Raw genomic sequence first — 22,953 nt, 5'->3', positions numbered from 1 at the left:
ACGCATGAGCATGACGCGACGGGAATTCATTCGTAACACTGCCGTGACCATAGCGGCCAATGTGGCGGGACTGGCACTGCCGGCCGCAGCGACCAATGTGCTGCTTGAGGGAGACCTGACCCAGCTGAAATGGAGCAAGGCGCCGTGTCGCTTCTGCGGTACCGGCTGTGGCGTCAATGTAGCCGTGAAGAAGGGTCGCGTCGTGGCCACCCACGGCGATGAGCTGGCCGAAGTCAATCGCGGGATCAACTGCGTCAAGGGCTATTTCCTGTCCAAGATCATGTACGGTGCGGATCGCCTGACCCAGCCCCTGCTGCGTAAGAAAGATGGTGCCTACGCGAAGGACGGTGACTTCACGCCGGTGTCGTGGGACGAAGCTTTCGATGTGATGGCTGCGCAATTCAAGCGCGTGCTGAAGGAAAAGGGGCCCGAAGCGATCGGCATGTTCGGCTCCGGTCAATGGACGATCTGGGAAGGCTACGCCGCCAACAAGCTGTTCAAGGCCGGATTCCGCAGTAACAACCTCGATCCGAATGCGCGCCACTGCATGGCGTCGGCGGTGATGGGCTTCATGCGCACGTTCGGCATGGACGAACCCATGGGCTGCTACGACGACATCGAGGCGGCTGACGCGTTCGTGCTGTGGGGCTCCAACATGGCGGAGATGCATCCGATCCTCTGGACGCGCGTCACCGATCGCCGGTTGTCCAACCCCCACGTCAAGGTGGCGGTGCTGTCCACCTTCGAGCATCGCAGCTTCGAACTGGCCGACCTGCCGATCGTGTTCGCGCCGCAGACGGACCTGGTCATCCTCAATTACATCGCCAATCACATCATCAAGACGGGCCGCGTCAACAAGGACTTCGTCAACCAGCACACCAGCTTCAAGCGCGGCAATACCGATATCGGCTATGGCCTGCGCGCCGACAATCCGCTCGAGTTGAAAGCCAAGAACGCCAAGGACCCCGGTGGCAGCGAAGTCATCGATTTCGATCAGTTCGCCGCCTTCGTCGCGCCTTACACCATCGAAAAGGCGGTGGAGATGACGGGCGTGGAACGTGGCTGGCTGGAAAAGCTGGCCGACCTCTATGCCGATCCCACGATCAAGGTGACGTCGTTCTGGACCATGGGCTTCAACCAGCACACGCGCGGCGTGTGGGCCAACAACATGGTCTACAACCTACACCTGCTTACCGGCAAGATCGCCACACCCGGCAATAGCCCGTTCTCGCTGACCGGACAACCTTCCGCCTGCGGCACCGCGCGTGAAGTGGGCACCTTCAGCCATCGCTTGCCGGCCGATATGGTGGTGACCAATCCGGAACACCGCAAACACGCGGAAGAGATCTGGAATATCCCGCACGGCATCATCCAGCCCAAGCCCGGCTTCCACGCCGTGGAGCAGAACCGCAAGCTGAGGGACGGCGTGCTCAATGCCTACTGGGTGCAGGTCAACAACAATATGCAGGCCGGTGCGAACCTGATGCAGGAGACGTATCCGGGTTATCGCGATCCAAGAAACTTCATCGTCGTCTCCGACGCCTACCCCACCGTCACCGCGCAGGCGGCCGACCTGATCCTGCCCGCCGCGATGTGGGTGGAGAAGGAAGGCGCCTACGGCAACGCCGAACGGCGCACCCAGTTCTGGCACCAGTTGGTCCAGGCACCGGGTGGCGCGCGATCGGATCTTTGGCAGCTGATGGAGTTTTCCAAGCGCTTTACCACCGACGAATGCTGGCCCGCGGAAACGCTCGCCGCCAACCCTCAGTTCAGGGGCAAGACCTTGTTCGACGTGCTGTATCGGAACGGCAAGGTGGATCGCTTCCCGGTGTCGCAGATCGAGGAGGGCTACCAGAACGACGAGTCCGCTGCGTTCGGCTTCTACGTGCAGAAGGGCCTGTTCGAGGAATACGCCGAGTTCGGCCGTGGCCACGGGCACGACCTCGCCTATTTCGACGAGTATCACAAAGCCCGCGGCATACGCTGGCCCGTGGTCGAAGGCAAGGAGACGCGCTGGCGCTATCGCGAAGGCAGCGACCCTTACGTGAAGGCAGGAACCGGGTTCCAGTTCTACGGCAACCCTGACGGGCGTGCGGTGATCTGGGCGCTGCCCTATGAGCCGCCCGCCGAGATGCCCGATGCCGAATACGACCTGTGGTTGTCGACCGGCCGCGTGCTCGAGCATTGGCACTCGGGCTCCATGACCATGCGCGTACCCGAGCTGTACCGGAGTTTCCCTCAGGCGGTCGTCTTCATGAATCCGGACGACGCCAAGTCCCGCGGATTCAAGCGCGGTGACGAGGTGAAGGTGGTCTCCCGTCGCGGCGAAATGCGTTCGCGCATCGAGACCCGCGGCCGCAACCGCATGCCGCGCGGCATGGTGTTCGTCCCCTGGTTCGACGCAGGACAGCTGATCAACAAGGTCACGCTGGACGCGACCGACCCGATCTCCAAGCAGACCGACTACAAGAAGTGCGCCGTCAAGGTATTGGCGGTCTAGGAGGGCACGCACATGCGCGACAAGCCTCTCATGGTCATTGGCGGTGTGGTCGTCGTGGTGGTGGCCGCCGTCGCCTTTATCGCGGGTGAAAAGATGGGACATGGGGCCGGATCGCATGCCATGGTCGGCATGCCGGCATCGGCGCCGCGTCCCACGCCGGCTGAAGCACCCCCGCCGGGCCAACAGATCGACGCGCTACGCCGAGGCATACCGATCAGCGAGGAAGGTCCCCCGCCGCCGATGGCGCGGGTCGAAAATACGGACATCCGGCGCAACCGCGCCTATCCCATGCAGCCACCGACCATTCCGCACTCGATCGACAACTATCAGATCGACAAGAATTCGAATCGCTGCCTCCTCTGTCACTCGCGCGCCAATGCCGACAAATTTCAGGCGCCGCCGGTAAGCGTCACCCACTATATGGATCGCAACGACCAGTTCCTCGCGACCATCTCGCCGCGTCGCTACTTCTGCAACCAGTGCCACGTCGTGCAGACGGACGCCAAGCCCTTGGTCGCCAACACGTTCAAGGACATCGACACCGTGCTCTCCGAACAAAAAAAGGAGAACTGACCATGTGGTCACGGGTCAAGCCATGGGTGGCGACGTTCTGGCGCATCCTGCGCAAACCCAGCGTGCACTACAGCCTTGGCTTTCTCACCCTCGGTGGATTCATCGCGGGCGTGGTTTTTTGGGGAGCATTCAACACCGCGCTCGAAGCAACCAACACCGAGGCCTTCTGCACCGGATGCCACGAGATGCGCGACAACGTGTTCGAGGAACTGAAGACCACGATCCACTACAGCAATCGTTCCGGTGTGCGCGCCACCTGCCCTGATTGCCACGTGCCGCATAACTGGACCGACAAGATCGCGCGCAAGATGCAGGCTTCCAAAGAAGTCTGGGCGAAGGTGTTTGGCACGGTGAACACACGCGAGAAATTCCTCGACCACCGCATTGTGCTCGCCGAGCACGAATGGGCACGCCTGAAGGCAAATGACTCGCTGGAATGTCGAAACTGCCATAACTACGCGTCCATGGATCTGACGCGGCAGTCGACGCGAGCCGCGCAGATACACAAGCGCTGGCTGATGTCGGGCGAGAAAACCTGCATCGATTGCCATAAGGGCATAGCGCATCATCTGCCCGATATGACGGGGATACCGCAGGGTTGAAGTGCGCCCTGCTGGAGCCACGCGGGCTCTCGGATGCCACCTTGACTATGGGAATTTCGGACAGCTCGTCATTCCCGCGGTTCTCAACAGCCGAAGGGCTGGTCAAGCGGGAATGACGGGAAATGGGGCGGATTTTTAAGATACCCCCAAGGTTGTATCAGCCGTGTTACAGAGCGCGCTGTCGCGACGAGTTATTCAGCCCTTAACTTGAATAAAAAAGTCGCCCGATAACGCGACTGATTCAATCTTGAAACATATAGACATCCAAGGCCATCGTCATGGAAATATTCCCAATTGACGGGTCAAATGGCAGCGCGTAGCGTGAAAATCACCAGCTCAATCACCCCGATCGAGGAGATAACCCGTGAAGCGTATCACCATGCTTTTCATGTCGCTGCTGATTTTCGCTGCCGTGGGATCGGCCTATGCGCAGGATGCGAAGGCCTATAAAGAAGGCCACGTAACACGAGTCAACTTCGTCAAAGTCAAACCCGGGCAATTCAATAACTACATGAAATACCTTGACGGACCTTATAAGGCGCAAATGGAAGCGCTTAAGAAGGCCGGACTGATCACCAATTACGCTATTTACAGCGAGGAAGCGCGATCGCCACAGGACGCCGATCTGGTTTTGACGATCACCTACCCGAACATGGCGGCGCTCGACCGCACCGATGAGGCCGACGCCATCGCCACCAAGACGCTAGGCCCCATGGACCAACGGGATAAAGCCAGCATGGACCGCGAGTCGTTGCGTGAGCTTCAGGGCAGCCTGCTGACGCGGGAGTTGATCCTCAAATAATCGCGCAGGTTGATGATGTCGCCAGGTCGACACCATCGCCCGGCTTCATCACGCCCCGGGACGGCCCTCGCCAAGCGAGGGCCTTCTGAGCATCTCAACGATTGCTGCCGATCGACCTCAGCGAAGCGGAAACGAAGCGCCCACCGTTGAGCACGCTCTGCACCGCGTCGACCAATTCCTCGCCTGCAGAGGCCTTGAGCACGTAACCCCGGCCGATATCGAGCGCCTTGCGCACCAGAGCCGGGTCGTCGTGGACGGTCACGAAGACCACGGCGAGAGCTGGGCGCTCGCTGATCAACTCCCGCGCCGCCTGCATGCCATCCATGCCCGGCATGCTGATATCGGTGACCACCACATCCGGATGCAATCGCAGCACCGCCTTGACCAACGCCTCGCCATGTCCGACCACGGCGAGCACGTCGAACTCCTCCGCAAGTAGATGGCACATCTGCTCGGCGATGGGAGGGTTGTCTTCCGCCAGGATGATCGTGGCTCGACTCATGCCGCTGCTCACGCTAGCTGTCGCAATAACGTGAGCATCAGCGAGTTCTTGCCAAATTCCTAGCGAAAATGAACCGAGTTCCGACTAAGTAGAATTACGCCGCTTAAGTAAGTAGCCGCATGAGACGGCTGCTCCGACCATGCCGAAGGGCGTCTCAGAGCAGAAGACCCAGCTCTTCCGAGCGCCTCACCAGTTCCATCGTGGAATGGACGCCGAGTATCTGCATCATCACGTACTTGTGTGCCTCAACCGTGCGCACGGACAGCTTCAGCTCATCTGCAATCTGCTTGGAGCGCATGCCGCAACCCACCAGCCGCAGGACTTCGCGCTGCTTGGCCGTGAACTGTTGCAGGTCCTGGATGCGGCTACTGATGAAATGCGCCCCCAACGAAGGCGTTACATAGGTTCCACCGGCAAGCACCTGGTGGGCCGCCGTAAGCAGGTCCTCGCCGGCTGCATTCTTCAGCACATAAGCACTGGCGCCTGCCCGCATCGCCGATGCTGCAAGCGCGGGTTCCGCATGCATGGTTAGGAAAACGAATACGGTCCGGTCGCCCTGCTCTCGAAGTCGCTTCAGCACATCAAGGCCATTGGTGCCGGGCATGTTGATATCGGTCACCACCAGGTCGGGCCTCAATCGACATACCGCCTCGAATAGCGCATTGCCGTCGGACTCGATCTCCAACAGCTCGAAATCATCACCGAGAATGCGTTGAATGCCCTCGGCGACCATGCGGTGGTCATCCGCAATGATCAGCCTGGGACGGACGCCTCTGGGTGCCGTAGCGGAATACGAATGCATAACTGCGTCCCTTTCCCTAGTGTCGACATCAAATGAAGCTCGCCATCCAGCGACCTCACTCGCTCGTCCATGCTCAAGAGGCCAAGCCCCTTGGCCATTTCTCCATGCTCATCCCCGGACAATTCAAAGCCACTGCCATCATCCATGACGTCCAGCTCCACATGCGTAACGTTCATGTCCACGGCAACACTGATGCGCTGAGCGTGAGCGTGACGTATCGCATTGCTCAACGCCTCTTGCGTCACCCGATACAGGCACAAAGCCACGTCCTGCGAAAGTTGACCGACATGCGGGGAAACCCGCAGGTCGACTCTCGGCCCATTGCGCTGACGCTGCGCATGGCATAGTTCGGCAAGCGCGGCCGTCAAGCCCGTATGACTAAGCATGCTGGGATGAAGGTCGTGTGAAAGATGCCGCACATCGTCGGACAGTGCGATCAGCTCATGCTGCAGGTGGCTGATGTCCTCCTGGCTGTCCTTGTCAACCTTGCGCCGGATCGCACTCAGCTGGATTGACGCCAGGGCGAGCCGCTGGTTGATGTCGTCGTGCAAATCGCGTGCAATACGCGCCCGTTCCTGTTCCTGAGCAACGATCAATCGGCCAGCCAGCTCGCGTATCTGGCCGCTACTGTCGAGCAATGCACGTTGCGTCATGCGTCGTTGCTCGACCAAGGCGGCGAGAAACAGACCGGCAAGCGACATGCCCAGGGTCCACAACTGCACGCTCAACGTCGTCGTCGCCATATCCGCCCCCAGAAACGGCCCGCGCCCCTCCAGGCTGATCTGCATGGCGACCACGCCGAACAGCAAAATGGCCACGCTGGTTCCGGGTATCTGCGTACGCAAGGCCGCGAATATCACCATGGTCAGCGGCAGCAGAAGGAGCAGCGGCCGCACCAGGGGGGCGTGTCCAAAATATCGCCATGCCAGCCACAGCAGCGCGAGCGCGCCGATCGCCGCCAACGTGACCAACCACCCCGGCGCCCGCTCGTTGCGGATGATGGATTTTGGATCCACCACACTGATCAAAGCAGGTACCAGCAGGATGTATCCCAGCGCGCTGGCCAGCGCCAGATGCATCCAGCTGTGGAGCGGGCTCGCTTCGACGGGAATCAGGTACCGCTCCAATCCCACGATGATGAGGGCGGAGAAGAACGGTAACGCAAACCCGCCTATCGCGAAGAACGCCGCAAGCCGTCCGAAGTCGTCGATGCGGCGCCCTGGGCACACCCTTCGCAGCGCCCAGGCCGCGGCCAGGATCAAGCCGACCAGCGGCAAGGTCACTACGGCAAGGTTGCTCAGCGAGCGGGGAAATGCCACCGACGATGCCAGCAGCCCGGCGACCCAACCCGCGACGCAAGCAGGCCAGTTCCTCCCCTCCTGGACTAACAGCGCGGCAAGCAACACGCCTCCGGTAAACCACACCATCGGCGCATCGCTTTGTTGGCTCCATAGAACCGCGGAAATCAGCTGCGCCCCGAGGCTCCCCGCGAACAGAAGAGCCGCTTTCGTGAATTGGGGAGGAACTCCATTTGCATTGCTGCGTAGCATGCGCCCCCAATCACCACGTCACCACGTTGTGGCGCTTAGCCAGATCTCCCCTCTACGCCTTCATAGAACCTGGTACGTGAAGAGGCGATGATGTGCGCACTCGACGGCGGGCGAAGAATTCAAAAATAGATGCTTTCTTTCATGTAGTTACAGGACATTCATGAATCCATCAAACGAGTCGCCGATACGTAGAATTACTGGCAAATCGGCGGTATTTCATCCATGTGCCGCCAAACGCCATGGCGGCCGCGACGCCATTTCGCCAGCCGCGAGAAATCCCGCGAGACGTCTCATGCAGCACACGTGCGGCGGATTCCTGCTGAAAGCCTCTAAGTAGAAATACGCAGAAATCGACCGTGCTTCTTCGCTGCCAAAAGCGCGCCATTGCGGCCAGACTTGCGGTCGCAGCGTACGCCGAGCCCAACCTGTTCGCCCGACCGTCAACCATGCCGGAAAGTGGTGCTGATGCGCATACGATCATTCCTGCCATGGATCGTCGCATGGGTTGCGATCGGGTCGTCGAATGGCCGCGCAGAGTCGCCGCCCGCGCGACCACCGCCAGAACCCGGCTGCATCGGCCTGGTGCTCGGTGGCGGTGGCGCGCGCGGCGCCGCCCATATCGGTGTACTGCAAGTGCTCGAACGCGAGCACATACCGATTTGCCGCGTCTCGGGTACCAGTATGGGCGCCATCGTGGGTGGGCTCTACGCCGCCGGCTACTCCCCGGATGAAATGGCTCATATCGTCACCACGCTGGATTGGCGGGACATGTTCTCCGACGACCCGGCGCGGGTGGACATGCCGATGCGTCGCAAGGATGCGGACTATCGCTACCTGCTGAACTTCGAAGTGGGTTATCGCAATGGACGGATCATCACGCCCGCGGGCTTCGTCCAGGGGCAGAAACTGCTGCTCCTGCTACGCCGCCTGCTCATCTCCACCTGGGATGTCCACGATTTCGACCAACTGGCCATTCCCTTCCGCGCCGTAGCCACCGACATCGTCGCCGGCAAGCCGGTGGTGTTCGGCAGCGGCGAACTTCCGCTGGCCATTCGTTCCAGCATGTCGGTACCCGGGGCGTTCGCACCAGTCAATGTGAACGGCCAGCTGTTGGTGGATGGTGGCGTGATGGATAACATCCCCATCGACGTGATTCGCCAGATGGGCGCACACCGGCTGATCGTGGTGGACGTGGGCTCGCCGCTCGCCAAGGAAGACCAGCTCACCAACCCCGTGGCCTTGCTCAGCCAGATGGTGAGCGCGCTGATGGATGAGAAAACCCAGCGCCAACTGGCCACGCTGGCGTCGGACGACATCCTCATCCGCCCCGCCCTGGGCGATATCACCGCGGCGCAGTTCAATCGTGGCGCCGAGGCTATCGCCATAGGCAAGGCAGCCGCGGAAGCTGCCTTGCCGCAACTGCGCGCACTGTCAGCCTCGCCGGCGGAGTGGCAGGCATTCGAGGCGCGTCATCGCCTGCGCGACTTCGATCCGGCCTTGATCGCGTTTCTTAAGGTCGATGGCACGAATACGCAAACAGCGCCGTTTATCAAGAACAGCATGGCCTCCGAGGTGGGCAAGCCGTATGACCCCGACCGGCTGGAGAACCAGATCGGCTCCGTCTACGGACGGGGAAACTACCAGCAGATCGACTATCGATTGCAGCAGCAAGACGGTCAACGCGGCCTGCTGATCATTCCCGCGGATAAACCGTGGGGCCCCGTCTACGGAAGAATAGGGCTGCAGCTCGACAACAACTTCAACGGCAACAGCCAGTACCTGCTCTCCGGGGAAATCAACGCCACCAACGTCAATCGCTACGGGGCCGAATGGCGCAGCACTCTATGGGGCGGGCGTATCGGCGGCATCGCCTCCGAGTTCTTCCAACCCTTGGGCCAGAACGCCACCACGTACGTGCAACCTTCAGTCCTGTTCCGCAAAGAGGATCTACCTATCTTTGACAGCAGCGGTAACCGTCAGTTGGCGGACTATCGTATTAGGCGTAGCAAAGTGGGGTTGGAAGCCGGCTGGTCACCCGTCTCCTACTGGCGGTTGCTGGCCCAGTTCAACCGCGGACACGATGCCGCGAGTCTGGTTGTCGGCAGCCCCACCGACTTTCCCAATCAGACGTCCAATTACTCGATGTTCAAGGTGGGGGTGGACTGGGACAGCCTGGACAGCGCGCAATTCCCGACCGAGGGCGCGCACGTCCAATTGGGCTACGAGATGTATCGGACCGTCCTGGGTGGCCAGGTCAACGGCGACGTCGCGCGCCTGACCGCCGATTGGGTGCCCCGCTTCTGGGCGCCGGACAGTCGCTATCACCTGCTGCTCGGCATGCGCCTGTCCAGTGCAATCGACAACACCAACTTCTTCGAGACGCAGGATTTCCTGGGCGGTTTCCTCAATCTCTCCGGCTATCCCGAGCGCGCGCTCTACGGAAACCAGGCAGCCTTGTTGCGCGCCGTCATCTACCGCCGCACCGGGCGGATGGATGCTATTTTCTCGACGCCGTTCTATATCGGCGGCAGCCTCGAGGCCGGCAATACCTGGCATAACAGGAACGACGTGCGGCTGGACTCGCTGATCTACGCCGGCAGCATCTTCGCAGGCCTGCAATCGCCCCTGGGCCCGGTGTTTCTCGGCTACGGCTATGCCGATGGCGGGCACAGCGCGATCTATCTCACGTTCGGCTCCCTGCTGCGCCCCCGCCCCTGAGCCTGCCCCGGGGGCTTCCGTAGTTTTACTGGAAAAGTCCCAGTGGAAATTCGCTTACCAGGCGGGCGCGATCGGGCCAATCTTGCGCTGGGTGACCGCGACCAGCGACGAGGGATCACTTCATGCCAAGACGACGTTTGACCGCCATGCTGGTTGCCGAGTCGCTCGCCGCCGCCGGCCTGTCGCTGGCGACCGAACACGCGACATGAGCATCTCGCGCTAGGCCATGCATAGCTCTCGCCGACAGCACGGTCGATACGGACGCAAGCCGCGGCTGCTGCTGGCCGACGACCACCGCTGCATTGCAGAGGGACTCGCCGGCCTGCTCGCACCCATCACCGACTCCGTGGCGATCGTGCATGACGGCGAGTCGCTGGTGGACAGCGTGCTGGACGGAAGCATCGACATGGTCGTCTCCGAGATCGGCCTGCCCGTGCTTGGTGGCATACAGGCCCTGGGCAAGCTGCGTACACAAGGTTGTCACGTCCCCTTTATTGTACTTACGGCGCACGATGAGCCATTGATCGTCCGCCAGGCGCTGGAGACGGGCGCCAATGGCTATGTGCTCAAGCAATCGGCCAGTGCGGAGCTGTATGCGGCGATCGCGGCTGTCGCGAGCGGCGAGCACTACATCAGTCCGAGCCTGATGGCATCTCTGCTGCAGGAACCGGTGATGTCCCGCACGCTCACCCATCGGCAACGACAAGTGATCGATCGCATGGCAGGAGGACGACGGACTACCGAGATCGCTGCGGAGCTTGGCATTTCCGTTCGCACGGTCGAAAGCCATCGGCAGGCCCTGCTCGGCCTGCTTGGCGTGCATAGCAGCGTGGCGCTGATCCGCGAAGCGGAACGCCTCGGCCTGATTGCCCCCGGTTCATCAGACGAAAGCAACCCAGCGCCTTTCGCGACGGACCTACTGGATGAGTAGCTAGCGTTTTTTCGCCTTTGCCTATCGCACGACAAAGCCGCCAACGGATGGCAGACCCGTTGTCTCTTGCGAGTTCACATGATGAAAACCAGAGGATCACGGCCATGAAACTGTTACGCGTCGCTGCATTGGGCCTGCTCATTGCGCTGGCCGGGTGCTCAACGTTACGAATCACCAACGAATGGCGGGACCCCGGTTGGCCCGGTCCACCCGCCACCCATATCGCCGTCATCGGCATTTCCAATAGCGATAGCACGCGCCGGGTGTTCGAGGACACCTTCGTGCAGGAGCTGCAGACCGCCGGCGTCACCGCGACGGCCAGCTATACGCAGATTGGACCCAACGATACGTCCGTCAATGTCGAGAATCTGATCAAGTCCTCGGGGGCCGATGCCATCCTGGTCACCCGCGTGCAAAGCGTGGAGCAACGGATCAACGTCAGTCCGGGTGCGCCGGGACGTGCCTGGGGCAGCCCCTGGGGCGGTCCAGGCTGGGGTGGTCCTGGCTGGCGGGGCCCGCCCGGCCGCCGTGGCTTCTATGGCTGGTATGGCAACGCCTGGCAACAGGCGCCGGTGGTCACCGTCACGGAACAAGTCACGCTTGAAACCAGCATCTGGGATGCACGCACCGAGACCGTGGTGTGGGTGGTCTCGACCCAGGGCGTTGCCAGCAACAACGTCCCGCGGATGACCCGCAACCTCGCCAGCACCCTCATCCCGCGGCTCAGGCAGAACGGCATCATCCACTGATGGCGACATCGTGCGGACGCGCCCGCCCGTCCCGGATCGGACCATGGTCATACAGAAGCCATGGCGGGCGCATCCACTAGCCATCATGGCTGCTCCGGCGGCAGCGCCATCAGCGCCGGGGGGGCAAGACCGTTACCGCGTCCATGCGCAGTCGGCAGCAGAGCGGTCAAGCAAGTGGCTGCACGGATCGGCGAGTTGCCGATGAGCTTTACCGACAGCGTGGGCTACTGACTGACCTCCAACAGCGCCGGACCACATGGATGTGCTTACCGCTTCCTCATCACCGCGCTGTTCCCGCATGCGCACAGGAGCCAGACCATGCTTACTTCTCTGAAACTCCTCACCGCACTGTTCGCCTGCGGCACCAGCGTGGCTATAAGCGCCCAGCAGCTCCCGGCAGCCTACCCCGCCCAAGGCCAGAATGCCGAGCAGCAGGCTGCCGATAAAAATGCCTGCGCTTCATGGGCGCAAAGCAATGCCGCCACCCAGCCGGCACCACCACCGCAGACCGGACCTGCGGTAGGTGGTGGCCAGCGCGTCGCCGGCGCCGCCCGCGGTGCCGCCGCTGGCGCCGTCATTGGCGGTGCCGCCAACGGCGATGCCGGACATGGCGCGGGTGTGGGTGCAGCGGCAGGCGTCGTCGCCGGCGGCGCGCGTGCACGACAGCAGCGCCGTGCCGACAACGCAGCCTCGGCGAACACGCAAGCGCAGAACTCGGCAGCCTACGGCCAAGCGTTTGGCGCCTGCATGAAGGGCAAGGGCTATACCGTCAATTGAAGGCTCTCTCTGCATGCGTGCAAGGCTGTCCTTGCCTGCAAGCGCCAGATTCAGCTCCTCGACAAGGTCAGGCACGATGAGGGGTAGCTTCTATCCACTCAAGCCACCCCGTCCGCGCGCCGGCTCGCATCGTCACTTCTCGTCGTCCTTGACCTCTTCCCAGCTGCTGTCCGGATCGAAGCGCTTGATGGTCTGGACCAGTTTGTCGGTGTCCTTGCCGAGATCCTTTTCGAAGGTCTCGCCATCGTGGCTGACCATGAAGGTCATCACACCGGTTTCGCCGTACTTGATCGGCCACGCCACCAGGGCGAAACCACTCGTCATGCGGCCACCCACCATGTAGTTGTAGGCACCACCCGGCGCTGAAGGACCCTGCGCCGAGAGGATGCGATAGCGATACCCGTGATAGCCCTGCCCTGGCGTGACTTCAGCGAACAGCGGACCCAGCGGGCTTTCAGGTTCGTCGCCGCTGACGGGCCAATACAAGCCATCGTGCTTGCCTTGCGTGCTCATGAACTTCTGCGCGTACTGCAGTACGCCATCGCCCATGCGATCCTTCGATGCGTAGTCGCGTTGCGCGTCGTAGTACGCAAGCATCGCCTTCTCTGTCGCCAGCTCATTGGCGCCGATATGCCGCGTGCGGATCTCGCCCTGCGCCGTCTTGACGTCGAAGTGCCAACCAGACTGCCCCTGCACGAGAGGAATCGGCAAGGTCCAATCGTCCTTGCCCACAGCGAGATGTCCGCTTTTGGCATCACCGTCGATGCGATGGGCTGCATCGTATCGGGCAAGAAATTCATCCACGTCGGAACGATCAATACCTTCCGTCGGGATGTAATCCTTCCAGTTAGCGCCGAGCACCTTGGCCAGCGCGACCTTGTCGTTATTGCGCAAGGCGTCCACGAAGGCCTTCGCCGCGGCATCGGCGCTGGGATAGTTCGCCTCTTGCGCAAGAACGCCGGCTGAAAGCGAGCAGCCGACGGCCACCGCGAAGCAAAGGCAAAGGCCACGTCCGGATAGTGTCAGATTCATGGTCATGCTCCCAATCGCCTACGTCCGCCACCGCCACGGCTAGGTGCTGGACGGGACATTTGCCGCCCTCCGCCACCGCCGCGTGAACTACCCATGGAACGCTGGCTCGACTGGCCGCGATTCATTTGCGTGCGCGAGCTGCCTGGTGACTGCACACCACCGAACGCGTTGTCCCGCGCCTGCGACCTGCCACCACCACCACCATTGCGCTGGCCAAAATTGCCGCCCGCCCCACGGTCCCCGCCTCCCGCTCCGGCCATGCGATTGCCCCCTCCCGCATTGCGATCTCCTAACCCGCCTGCCCCTTGCCCACCCCGGTCAAAGCCACCGTTGCCAGCCATCCGATCACCGGGTGCTGCCCTGGCAGGTCCGGCTGCACCACCATTCGCCCCGCGCCGCGCGGACGGCGAGGAACCGTTGTTCGTCGTGCGATCAAAACTCTGCATCGCGCGCTGCCGGTCGCCGTTCGCTGCGCCATCGCGACCGCGGAATCCCTGGCGCTGATCCGCACCACCCACGCCCTGGCCGAAACGATCCCGGCTCCCCTGGTCCCGGTATGGCGTGCCGCGTCGATTGTCCGGATTATGGTTCCAACGGGTATTGCCACTACCGCTGATGCGATTGCTCGAGCGGTTGATGTTGTTGTAGCGATTGGTGTTGATGTTGACGTCACCCGTACCCCAGTTGGCGCCGCCCCATAGCGAATTGGTGATTGCGATGCCGGCACCAAACATCAGACCTGCCGCCAACGCGCCGCCGTAGGGGTAGTAAGCCGCCGGCGGTGGCCAGTAATAGGGCGGATAGCCTGGATACGCCCAACTGCCGTACACCACGGTGGGATTGTAAGAAGGCACGTAAACCACTTCAGGATTGGTCGGCTCGATCTGGATGATCGTGGTGCTCGGCGCGGCGGCCTCCGCCGGCGCCTGTTGCACCACCACTTTCTGCTGTTCGTTCGATTTCAGGTTGCCGGCCTGTTGCGCCTTCGCGCGCAAACGCTGCACCGAAGCCATCACCTTATCCGGCTCGGCCAGGAAGGCATCGCCGACGTTCTGTACCCAATCGGGACGATCCTTCATCTGTATCAGCACCTGGGGAAAGGCGACCAGTGACTGCACGCTGGGATCCCATGGCTTGTCCTCCACCTGCTTCACCGCCGCGTCGCCTTGCGCCTTTGGGTTGGCTGCCGACCAGGCTGCGGCCTCAGCCACGTCGCCGGGATAGGTTGTCGCCATCAGGATTTGCGACAACAAGGCGTCCGGATACAAGGCCACCGGTGCCAGCATCTGGTCGAGTTGCTCTGGCTTGAATACCTGCTGGCTACCTTGCGACGGATTGCCCGTCGGCTGGCTGCCTTGCTGGGGTGGTGGATTCTGGGCCACCGCCATTCCCGTCAAACAAACCAGAACCGCCAGCAGACTGGCCTGCACCCATCCATACCGAGTCGCCGTTTTCATTGCGTCGCTCCCGGGAATCTCGCGCACTTCCCAGCTTGCCACCAACACGGCAAGCAGCACAGCGCATTTATGCGGAGTCGGCACTAAGCAAAAGTACGTAGCGGGCAAAGCACTCACGAGTCGAGTGGGCGACTCCGTAACTTTACTTAGTCGCTGCTAGGTAGTAGTTCGCTGGGCAGCACCGGTAAGACGCCTCAATATGCAATTGGGTTCGACTTCAGGAAGCGCTGCCATGCAATCCCGTCCCCTCGCTCGTACCGGTTCGCGCATCGCCGCCCTCGCGCTGGCTCTCTTCATGGCAGGCATCGGCAGCGCCCAGGCAGATCAGCCGGATTTGTGGGATGGCAACTGGCACTTCAGCCTCACGCCCTATGTATGGTTACCCGGCATCCAGGCCAGCACGCGTTACCAGGTGCCTGGAACGGGGACCGTCCAGAACAACACGAATAAGGACATTTTCAGCTACCTCAGCGGCGCGTTCATGCTCGAGGGCGTGGCCCGCAAGGGTCACTGGGGCATTTACAGCGATGTCGACTGGGTCAATTTCAGCAATGAAGAGGGCCGTTTCAGGCGTATCGGCGGCGACCGCTTCGCTGGCAATGCGAATCTGGATACCAGTTGGGATCTCAAGGGTGGCGTGTTCAATGTGGCCGGCCTTTACTCGGCGGCGCATGGGCAGAATGGTTTTATCGACGTGCTGGTTGGCGTGCGTTATCTGTGGTTGAAGGGCAATGTCGATTGGGACTTCACCCTCACGGGTAATGCAGGACGAGTGAACCTGGCCGACAGCGGCCGCCTGCGTGGCCAGACCAACCTCACCGACGGCATCATCGGCGTACGTGGCATCTGGACACCGTTCGACAACAAGAGGGTCTTTTTCCCCTATTACGGCGATATTGGCAGCGGCGGATCGGAAACCACCTACCAGGCCAAGCTTGGCGTCGGCTATGCCTTTGACTGGGGCGCCATCGCGCTCGTCTATCGCGGCATCGAGTATCACAAGAGTGGTGGCGACAACTTCCTGCGCAAGGTCCGCCTGGGCGGCCCCTCACTCAGCGCCACGTTCCAGTTCTAAGCGCACGTTTCCGCCCGCCTTTGAAAAGCAACCCAAGCCGTGGGTGTCCACGAGGGCGAGAAAACCAGGTCCAACGAACGAGACCTGTTCGCTGAGCCCACGCACGTCATCGTGCTTCGCCGGATGGGCCTTCTGCGCCCTCAGGATCGCCCGATTGCGCTGCCTCGCAGCGTGATGCTCATTTGCATTGCATGGCTGCCGCTAGACTTATAGTGCGTGCTTCGATTTGGCCGCCAAAGCCTTAGAAATACAGCTCCTGCTGTTTGACTACAAGATCGCCATCATGCTTGCTCTCGCCACGCAGATTCCGTTCGCACCGACCTGGCTCAGCGTAGTTCCGGGCAAGACCATTCTTGATCATCTGGTGGGAACGTTTTTCTCGTCGATATCCATGATGGTTGGCTGCGCCATAGCCACTCGATACGGAGGCGCAACTACGGAGATGCTGCCAGCAAGCTCCATGTCGACCAACCCATGGTTGCCACGTTCACTGATCGCTCGACCGGATCAAGGCGAGCCCTGCTGGCGTAAGCTCAAGTGGCACGGCGCTTTCAGCGATCCGATCCGGCTTGCGCACGAGTCCCGCGCTGTGCAGACGCTCCAGGGACGCTTCTGAAACAAGGTCCGGCCTGCCGACGGCCACCCAGCCGAGGCATTCGAGATCTTTGGGGTCTAAGTTACTGCAGCTGATCATTGCGATTTATCCATAGCCGGTTAACGAGCGTCCCGAGCGAGGTTGAACTCTGGATCACGGGCGAACGATTTCGTCCCTATGCTGGATCGATCGGCTGAAATCGCCATCAAGGACGGATGTTCCCAGCTTGCCGAGCCCGCGCCCTGACTGCAAGGTCAGTCAGCAGCCACAGGCGAACAATCATTCCCGCTGCCGGATATCAGCTGTCCATAGGCCATGATCCAACCGCTGAACTCGGCGCCACCCATGGCGTCGACGACGTCGTCCTGCCCAGGATGGTCTGGAAAATCGCCTGAATCACGAGGATGCTAATGCATGCCTGTTGGTTAACCCCGTGACCGGTCCGGCTCCCACAGCGGCCCCGCTTCAAGCAGGACACAGCAAAGGCCACCTCGGTCATGCCAGACAAAGCGCCAGCCAGCGATTCCATCAATCGTCGATTCCGCCACATCGTCATCGTCATCTACGTTGTGGTGCTGTCGCTGGTGCTGATGCTGTTTGTCCAGCAATGGCTGGGCTACCGCGACGCGGCTCAGGCACGAACAGAGTTTGACGTGCTCCAGGCGGCGCTGCGCGCCATGGCCAGCATATCCGCAGAACGCCAACGCACCTTTACCGTTCTAGAGCAGCAAATTCCCACCACAAGCCAGCAGATCGCGACACTGGAAGCTACTCGCCGTGCCGTCGACGCGCGACTGGACGAACTAGGCGTGACACTACGCAATCCCGGTTGCGGTACCTGCGCGTCATTGATCACTCAATATGACCAAATGCGCACGAACCTGGCCGACGCGCGGCGTGAACTCGACGCGGTCGGTCGAGAGGACCCTGATGATCGCAGCGAAGCGAACATTTTGCGCGCGTTCGATCCCATGGTTGGCACGATACCGACGCTTTCTTCCATCGCCGATACGACTGCAACGGGCGTTATCCGGGAAAATGCGGATGTGCAGAGTTATTTGCTGACGGCGCGGCTGGCGGGGCTGCTGCGGGAGCATGCCGGGCTGCTCGGCTCGAAGTTCCTGCCGTCGCTGATTCACCGCCGGGCGCTCACTGAGGATGAGACCTTCGGTATCGCACAAACCTTAGGCAGGATCGATCAGCTACGGATGCTGATCGGACCGAGCATTCACGGTCTGCCCGCTCACCTGCAGGCGGATTTTTTCGACGTGTCCCAGCGCTACTTTGGCGAAGGACGCTCCTATATCGACGACTTACGCTCGTCGGCGATGCAACCGAGCGGTGCAGGCATCACGGCGATGCAATTCGTCGATCGCTACATTCCGCTGATGACATCTATCGATAGTTTCCGCGACGCATCCCTCGCACTTGCGGACAAGACTATCCGCGCCAGTCTACGCAGGCATATTGCGCTGCTCGTGGGCGCCGGTCTTCTCGCCTCGGCACTCACCGGCGTACTGTTGATCATGATGTGGCGGTTTCGCGAGAAGATCGTTCGCCCGTTCGTGGAGGCCAGGAGACTTATTCTCGCCATCGCTTCCGGCAATCTGGCCGTAGCCATTCCCGCGGCGGACTATAGCGGCGAGGTGAAGGATCTGTTTGGCGCACTGGACATCCTGAAACAGAACAGTGCGGAAAGGGTCCGGCTCGAAGGAGAGCGCAAGCGCCTGATCGGAGAGCTCCGGACCATGGCCGAAACCGATGCACTGACCGGCCTGTCGAATCGCAGGGCCTTTACCACCAAGGCCACGACGTTACTGCAGGACAAACGGCGCACTACGCCGTATGTGGCGCTGGTGATGTTCGATATCGACCATTTCAAGCGGATCAATGACACCTATGGCCACGAGACCGGCGACCGCGCCCTGGTGATGTTATCCGCGCTCTGCCGCGACACCTTGCGTGCGGACGACATCATCGCGCGCATCGGTGGCGAGGAATTTGCGATCCTGCTTTGCGTCGACCATATGGCGCAGGCTCGCGAACTGACCGAGCGGATGCGCAGCAGGCTTCATCAAGAACCCATTACCGCTGTCAGCGGCGCAGTGTTCCAGATGACAGTGAGCTTCGGCATCGCCATCGAGCTTCGAGCCAATGAACCCGATCTCGACGCCTTTCTCCGACGAGCCGACACGTTGCTATACCGTGCCAAGGAGAATGGCCGAGACCGCATCGAGGCCGACGACGAACCATGACGCTCCGCTGCCGTCGTCTGCCTCCGTAGGCGACCGATGGTCATTGATCCACGTCGCGACCGACATCGGCATGGAGCACGGCAGCCAGCAACGGCCATCGCTGCGCGGCCGCGCACCAGACGTCCCGCTCCTGGCTGTCGTAGTAACGGGATGGATCGACACCTTCGACGTAACGGGCATAGGTTTCAATGTCGTTTGGCATCAGCTTGAGGTGTTCGTCCTGCGACACGGCCATCACTTGCCCTCCATCCAGACCCCATCCGGCGTGTGGATCACATATCCATTGGGTGTGCTCAGGGTCACCGTGTTTTCGTTCTCGCCCACCATGCGCGTCTGCGGCAAGTCGGTGGCGTATTGCTGCAAGGGTGGCGCGTCCGCTCGGAACGGGCTATGGGCCACCAGGGCAGAGAGCAGCTGCGCCAGCGCGAGATAGCTGGTCGGCGTGTCGATGACCACGCCAGGTCCCTGTCGGTGCGCGGCCACCGGCAGGCCGATCAGCTTGACGCCGACCGGTACATGGATGATGCGAGGTGTCGGTATCTCACGCAGCCCGGAAATCTGCCCGGCATCACCGCGCAATGCCGCGCCGTGCTCAGGCACAAACACAACGACGGCCTTTCGACCGGAACGTGCAATAAGGTCGATCAGTCGATCGACATCACCCAACAGACTCTTCAGGCGCATCGGATAGGACTGCTGGCTGCTCAGATTGCTGTTGGGCAGACGGTTGCCGTCATGCAGGGTCACCGTGTTGTAGTACAGGGCGACCGGACCACCACCCTTGTCGATGCGACCCTGGTACCACTTGGCCAGGGCATCGAAATCGCCGACCAGCGGTGACCCATCGAACTCCCTCATGGCCACCGGCAGCCCTTCGGTCGATTGCGGTTGCAGGCCGGCGGGTCCGATCTCGCGCTCGACGATGCCGCGAAAGTCGTCAAAGTGGCCATCGTGATTCATCATGAACTGTACGTCGTAGCCGGCAGCTGCGAGATCGGCAAACACATGGCAATCCTGGGGTGCCGGGCTGTACAGATCCTGGTGCGCCTGCTGTCCGCAGGAGGCGCGCAGTACACGGATCGCGGCCGGGCCGCTGTAACTGGCCGCACTGCTGAAGTTCTTGAAGATGTAGTCGAAGCGGCTGAGCAACGGGTTGTCGCTCATGCTGACCACCTCGAGGTCATCCCAGGAAAGCGAGCAGATATGGATAACGATGATGTCGAACTGCGCGGCAGGATCGGCGTCCATCGGAAAGAAAGCGACGCGTCGATTCTTTTCGCTCTGGTGGAACGCAGCGAGCTGCTCGTCGTAACTACCGGTGCTGCCGTTGGCACCAGCGCCTGCCGCACTGGTGTTGGCGCCGGCGTTGTCTGCATAGCCGGAGGGTGTGGTCACTTTCGCAGCCAGCGCCTCGACGCCCTCCCACAGCGGGAACAAGACCAACGCGAGCAGCACGAAGGTGGTTACGCGCACCCAGCGGTTGACGACGGCATAGGCCGCCACCGCCACAAGGGGGACATAGACCATGGCCGGCGTGAAAATGCGTCGTGCCAGCTCCATCATGTAGGTCGGCGAGAACGCTGCGAGTGCCGGTATTTGCCGCAAAACGTAAGCGAACGGCGGCAGATCCGATTCGCGGTAGGCCAGTGCCGCGCCTGCCAGTACGGCAAGCACCAGCCGCAGCACGCGCAGCGAACGCTGTCGCAACGGAACGATCAATGCGAGCGCAAAGAGCAGATTGAGCCACCACAACGGCCTGAGTTTGCCGGCCGCTGCCAGGTAGATCTTGGCGATGAAGTAAAGATTCCAAAATCCCATGGGCGATCCCGTTATCGTGGCTGACGTGGTCGGCGCAGCACGGTGGCCTCGACGACATCCAGGCCGGCATCGAACAGCCGTAGCACGCCCTGATAACCCATCTCGACGACCTCAATGAAGCTGTGTAGCGGTGCATCGGCCACCAATTGTTCGTCCCAACGAACCCATGCATCGGCACGGCCAAAAGTGCACTGAATAAGTTGCAGCTCTTTTTCGTAAGACCAGTCCTCGAACTTGAGGCCAAGATGTATTTCGCTATGGCGTGCAACGATGGCGCGGAAGTAATACTCCATGGGGCCTCTCGACAAGGCCACGCCGACGCTGTCGCCGCGCTTCAGGTCCAGGGCCGCGGGTAACACGATGCCCAGACCACCGGTGGAGTAGTTTTCGGTGTGGCAGGCAATCGTCGTGCCGTTGGCGAGGATCACCGTGGCCGGCACACGCAGAGGAACATGGTGCGCCACGCGGACTTGCCGCGTTTCCTTGGCCACGCCGACGGCGGCACCGAGCATGGCCACGTTGAACAAACCCCACACTATGTTCATCAGTACCGTGGCGGGCTCGTCGCTCTGGATGGTGAAGATGCGTACCACGCCCGCCAACAGGCCCGCGAAGTTGATGGCAAGCAACCACACATAAGGCCTGGAGATGGCCCAGTCGAGGTATTCCTGCTCGATCAGCCCACCCTTGGCGGTGACGTTGAACTTGCCCTTCTTTGGGTTGAGGAAGGCGACGGTGGTTGGCAACACCGTATACCAGGCAAGCACCGACTCATATACCTCGGCCCAGAACGAATGGCGATACTGCCCCTGGATGCGCGAATTGGCCAACCCTGAAACGAACAGATAGGGCAACACATAGGCCATCACCGACACCCCGTCCGCATTGAACACGTGCAGACCAAAGAACAGGTACGCCAGCGGCATGATCAGGAAGATCAGGCGCGGAAAGCCGTAGAAGAAATGCAGCATGGCGTTGCTGTAGCAAATGCGTTGGAAGAAGCTCAGACCCTTGCCGGCCCAGGGGTTGTCCACGCGAAAGATCTGCGCCATGCCACGCGCCCAGCGGATACGCTGACCGACAAGTCCGGACAAGCTCTCCGTGGCCAATCCCGCCGCCTGTACGATGCCCAGGTAGGCGCTGCGATAGCCATGACGATGCATTTTCAACGAGGTGTGCGCATCCTCGGTCACCGTCTCCACGGCAACGCCGCCCACCTCTTCGAGCGCTGCGCGTTTGATCACCGCGCACGAGCCGCAAAAGAAGGTGGCGTTCCAGAAATCGTTGCCGTCCTGCACGAGCCCGTAGAACAGGCTCCCCTCGTTGGGAATGCGCAAGAAGGTGTCGTAGTTTCGCTCGAACGGATCGGGCGAGAAGAAATGGTGCGGCGTCTGCACCATCGAGCACTTCGGGTCGACCAGAAACTCACCCATGGTGGTCTGCAAAAACGACCGCGTCGGGATGTGGTCGCAATCGAAGATGGCGATGTAGTCGCCACTGGTCAGCCCCAGCGCATGATTGATGTTGCCGGCCTTCGCGAAGTGGTGCTCTTCGCGCGTGAGGTAGCTCACGCCGACATCGGCCGCGAAGCGCTGGAACTCCTCGCGACTGCCATCGTCCAGCAGGTAGACGCGCAACTTGTCGCGTGGCCAGTCCATGCTCTTGGCTGCCAGCACCGCCGGACTCACCACGGATAGCGGTTCGTTGTAGGTGGGAATATAGACGTCCACCGTCGGCCAGCTACCCACATTCTCGGGCAATGGCCTGGGCCGTCGATTCAGCGGCCAGGCCGTCTGGATATAACCGAAGATCAGCACGATCCAGGTGTAGATTTCTGCCGCGTACAGTACCGAGCCGACGATGGTTTCAGTCGCGGTGGAAAAACGCAGTGTTTCGGTGGATCGCCACCAGATGTAGCGCCCTGCCATCAGGATGGAAAGCGACACCATCAGCATGGTCGGCCAGCGCCCCGGAATGCGCCGGGCAACCACCATTACCACACAGACGAAGATGAAAAGCCGGAACTGGGCAGCCAGCGGCAAAGGCGTGGTCCAGAACGCCAGAGCCACGGCCAGCGCCATCAGCAGCAGCAACGTTTTGATGAAGGGCACGCGATCGAGCTTTGAGGACCATGGGTGGACACGCTCACTCACTTTTTGCCAAGGGACGCTTGGCAACCTGGCGGCTAGCGCACGCTCTGCACCAGCCACGACGT

19 protein-coding genes are annotated in these 22,953 nt (G+C 61.3%); 11 read left to right on the top strand and 8 right to left on the bottom strand.

Features of this window, described 5'->3' with window-relative positions:
- Window positions 1–4: 4 nt before the first annotated feature.
- The 4 genes from napA (at window position 5) to OUZ30_RS09295 (ending at window position 4,477) form a co-directional block, all read left to right on the top strand.
- Window positions 5–2,500, top strand: coding sequence for a periplasmic nitrate reductase subunit alpha (gene napA, locus OUZ30_RS09310; protein ID WP_266181952.1), 2,496 nt, complete (start codon window positions 5–7; stop codon window positions 2,498–2,500).
- A 12-nt stretch (window positions 2,501–2,512) separates the two neighbouring features.
- A complete protein-coding gene (locus OUZ30_RS09305) occupies window positions 2,513–3,073 on the top strand; it encodes a nitrate reductase cytochrome c-type subunit (protein ID WP_266181951.1) in 561 nt (186 codons plus the stop codon).
- 2 nt (window positions 3,074–3,075) lie between these two features.
- Window positions 3,076–3,675 (top strand): cytochrome c3 family protein, encoded by a 600-nt coding sequence (locus OUZ30_RS09300; protein ID WP_266181950.1) that lies wholly within the window; start codon window positions 3,076–3,078, stop codon window positions 3,673–3,675.
- A gap of 364 nt (window positions 3,676–4,039) precedes the next feature.
- Window positions 4,040–4,477, top strand: coding sequence for a hypothetical protein (locus tag OUZ30_RS09295; RefSeq protein WP_266181949.1), 438 nt, complete (start codon window positions 4,040–4,042; stop codon window positions 4,475–4,477).
- A 94-nt stretch (window positions 4,478–4,571) separates the two neighbouring features.
- Here OUZ30_RS09295 and OUZ30_RS09290 read toward each other — a convergent pair whose 3' ends face one another.
- From OUZ30_RS09290 to OUZ30_RS09280, 3 genes are all read right to left on the bottom strand, one after another.
- Entirely contained in the window at window positions 4,572–4,979 is a 408-nt protein-coding gene (locus tag OUZ30_RS09290; protein ID WP_266181948.1) for a response regulator, read from the bottom strand.
- 154 nt (window positions 4,980–5,133) lie between these two features.
- Window positions 5,134–5,781 (bottom strand): response regulator, encoded by a 648-nt coding sequence (locus OUZ30_RS09285; protein WP_266181947.1) that lies wholly within the window; start codon window positions 5,779–5,781, stop codon window positions 5,134–5,136.
- Window positions 5,733–7,331, bottom strand: coding sequence for a sensor histidine kinase (locus OUZ30_RS09280; RefSeq protein WP_266181946.1), 1,599 nt, complete (start codon window positions 7,329–7,331; stop codon window positions 5,733–5,735). The genes OUZ30_RS09285 and OUZ30_RS09280 overlap by 49 nt, the downstream gene beginning before the upstream one ends.
- Window positions 7,332–7,796: 465 nt before the next feature.
- Between OUZ30_RS09280 and OUZ30_RS09275 the strand changes: the two genes are divergently transcribed.
- The 4 genes from OUZ30_RS09275 to OUZ30_RS09260 all read left to right on the top strand — a co-directional run bounded on the left by OUZ30_RS09275 (window position 7,797) and on the right by OUZ30_RS09260 (window position 12,506).
- On the top strand, window positions 7,797–10,049 hold the full coding sequence (locus OUZ30_RS09275; protein ID WP_266181945.1) for a patatin-like phospholipase family protein: 2,253 nt from the start codon (window positions 7,797–7,799) through the stop codon (window positions 10,047–10,049).
- 226 nt (window positions 10,050–10,275) lie between these two features.
- Window positions 10,276–10,980, top strand: coding sequence for a response regulator (locus OUZ30_RS09270; RefSeq protein WP_266181944.1), 705 nt, complete (start codon window positions 10,276–10,278; stop codon window positions 10,978–10,980).
- A 104-nt stretch (window positions 10,981–11,084) separates the two neighbouring features.
- A complete protein-coding gene (locus tag OUZ30_RS09265; RefSeq protein WP_266181943.1) occupies window positions 11,085–11,729 on the top strand; it encodes a hypothetical protein in 645 nt (214 codons plus the stop codon).
- A gap of 318 nt (window positions 11,730–12,047) precedes the next feature.
- Window positions 12,048–12,506 (top strand): hypothetical protein, encoded by a 459-nt coding sequence (locus OUZ30_RS09260; RefSeq protein WP_266181942.1) that lies wholly within the window; start codon window positions 12,048–12,050, stop codon window positions 12,504–12,506.
- Window positions 12,507–12,638: 132 nt separating this feature from the next.
- Here OUZ30_RS09260 and OUZ30_RS09255 read toward each other — a convergent pair whose 3' ends face one another.
- Entirely contained in the window at window positions 12,639–13,538 is a 900-nt protein-coding gene (locus tag OUZ30_RS09255) for a DUF2950 domain-containing protein (protein WP_266181941.1), read from the bottom strand.
- A gap of 2 nt (window positions 13,539–13,540) precedes the next feature.
- Window positions 13,541–14,995, bottom strand: coding sequence for a DUF3300 domain-containing protein (locus OUZ30_RS09250; RefSeq protein ID WP_266181940.1), 1,455 nt, complete (start codon window positions 14,993–14,995; stop codon window positions 13,541–13,543).
- Window positions 14,996–15,227: 232 nt separating this feature from the next.
- Here OUZ30_RS09250 and OUZ30_RS09245 point away from each other — a divergent pair, with 232 nt between their 5' ends.
- From OUZ30_RS09245 to OUZ30_RS09235, 3 genes are all read left to right on the top strand, one after another.
- Window positions 15,228–16,070: a hypothetical protein gene (locus OUZ30_RS09245; RefSeq protein WP_266181939.1), complete on the top strand. Its 843-nt coding sequence runs from the start codon at window positions 15,228–15,230 to the stop codon at window positions 16,068–16,070.
- 226 nt (window positions 16,071–16,296) lie between these two features.
- Complete coding sequence (locus OUZ30_RS09240; RefSeq protein WP_266181938.1) at window positions 16,297–16,686, top strand: hypothetical protein; 390 nt, start codon at window positions 16,297–16,299, stop codon at window positions 16,684–16,686.
- Between the two features lie 476 nt (window positions 16,687–17,162).
- Window positions 17,163–18,920, top strand: coding sequence for a GGDEF domain-containing protein (locus OUZ30_RS09235; RefSeq protein WP_266181937.1), 1,758 nt, complete (start codon window positions 17,163–17,165; stop codon window positions 18,918–18,920).
- A gap of 40 nt (window positions 18,921–18,960) precedes the next feature.
- On the opposite strand, the gene OUZ30_RS09230 is transcribed toward OUZ30_RS09235, so the two are convergent.
- From OUZ30_RS09230 to bcsA, 3 genes are read right to left on the bottom strand one after another with little or no spacing between them, the layout of a single operon-like run.
- Window positions 18,961–19,155 carry a hypothetical protein gene (locus OUZ30_RS09230; protein WP_266181936.1) on the bottom strand — a complete coding sequence of 65 codons (195 nt, stop codon included), beginning with the start codon at window positions 19,153–19,155 and terminating at the stop codon, window positions 18,961–18,963.
- Entirely contained in the window at window positions 19,155–20,738 is a 1,584-nt protein-coding gene (bcsG, locus tag OUZ30_RS09225) for a cellulose biosynthesis protein BcsG (RefSeq protein ID WP_266181935.1), read from the bottom strand. Before bcsG ends, OUZ30_RS09230 begins: the two co-directional genes overlap by 1 nt.
- Window positions 20,739–20,749: 11 nt before the next feature.
- Complete coding sequence (bcsA, locus tag OUZ30_RS09220) at window positions 20,750–22,948, bottom strand: UDP-forming cellulose synthase catalytic subunit (RefSeq protein WP_425601514.1); 2,199 nt, start codon at window positions 22,946–22,948, stop codon at window positions 20,750–20,752.
- Between the last annotated feature and the right edge of the window lie 5 nt (window positions 22,949–22,953).

The organism is Dyella humicola (assembly GCF_026283945.1).
Classification (GTDB): domain Bacteria; phylum Pseudomonadota; class Gammaproteobacteria; order Xanthomonadales; family Rhodanobacteraceae; genus Dyella; species Dyella humicola.
The sequence above is the reverse complement of the archived record's forward strand: the minus strand, read 5'-3'. Positions and strand labels throughout refer to the sequence as shown.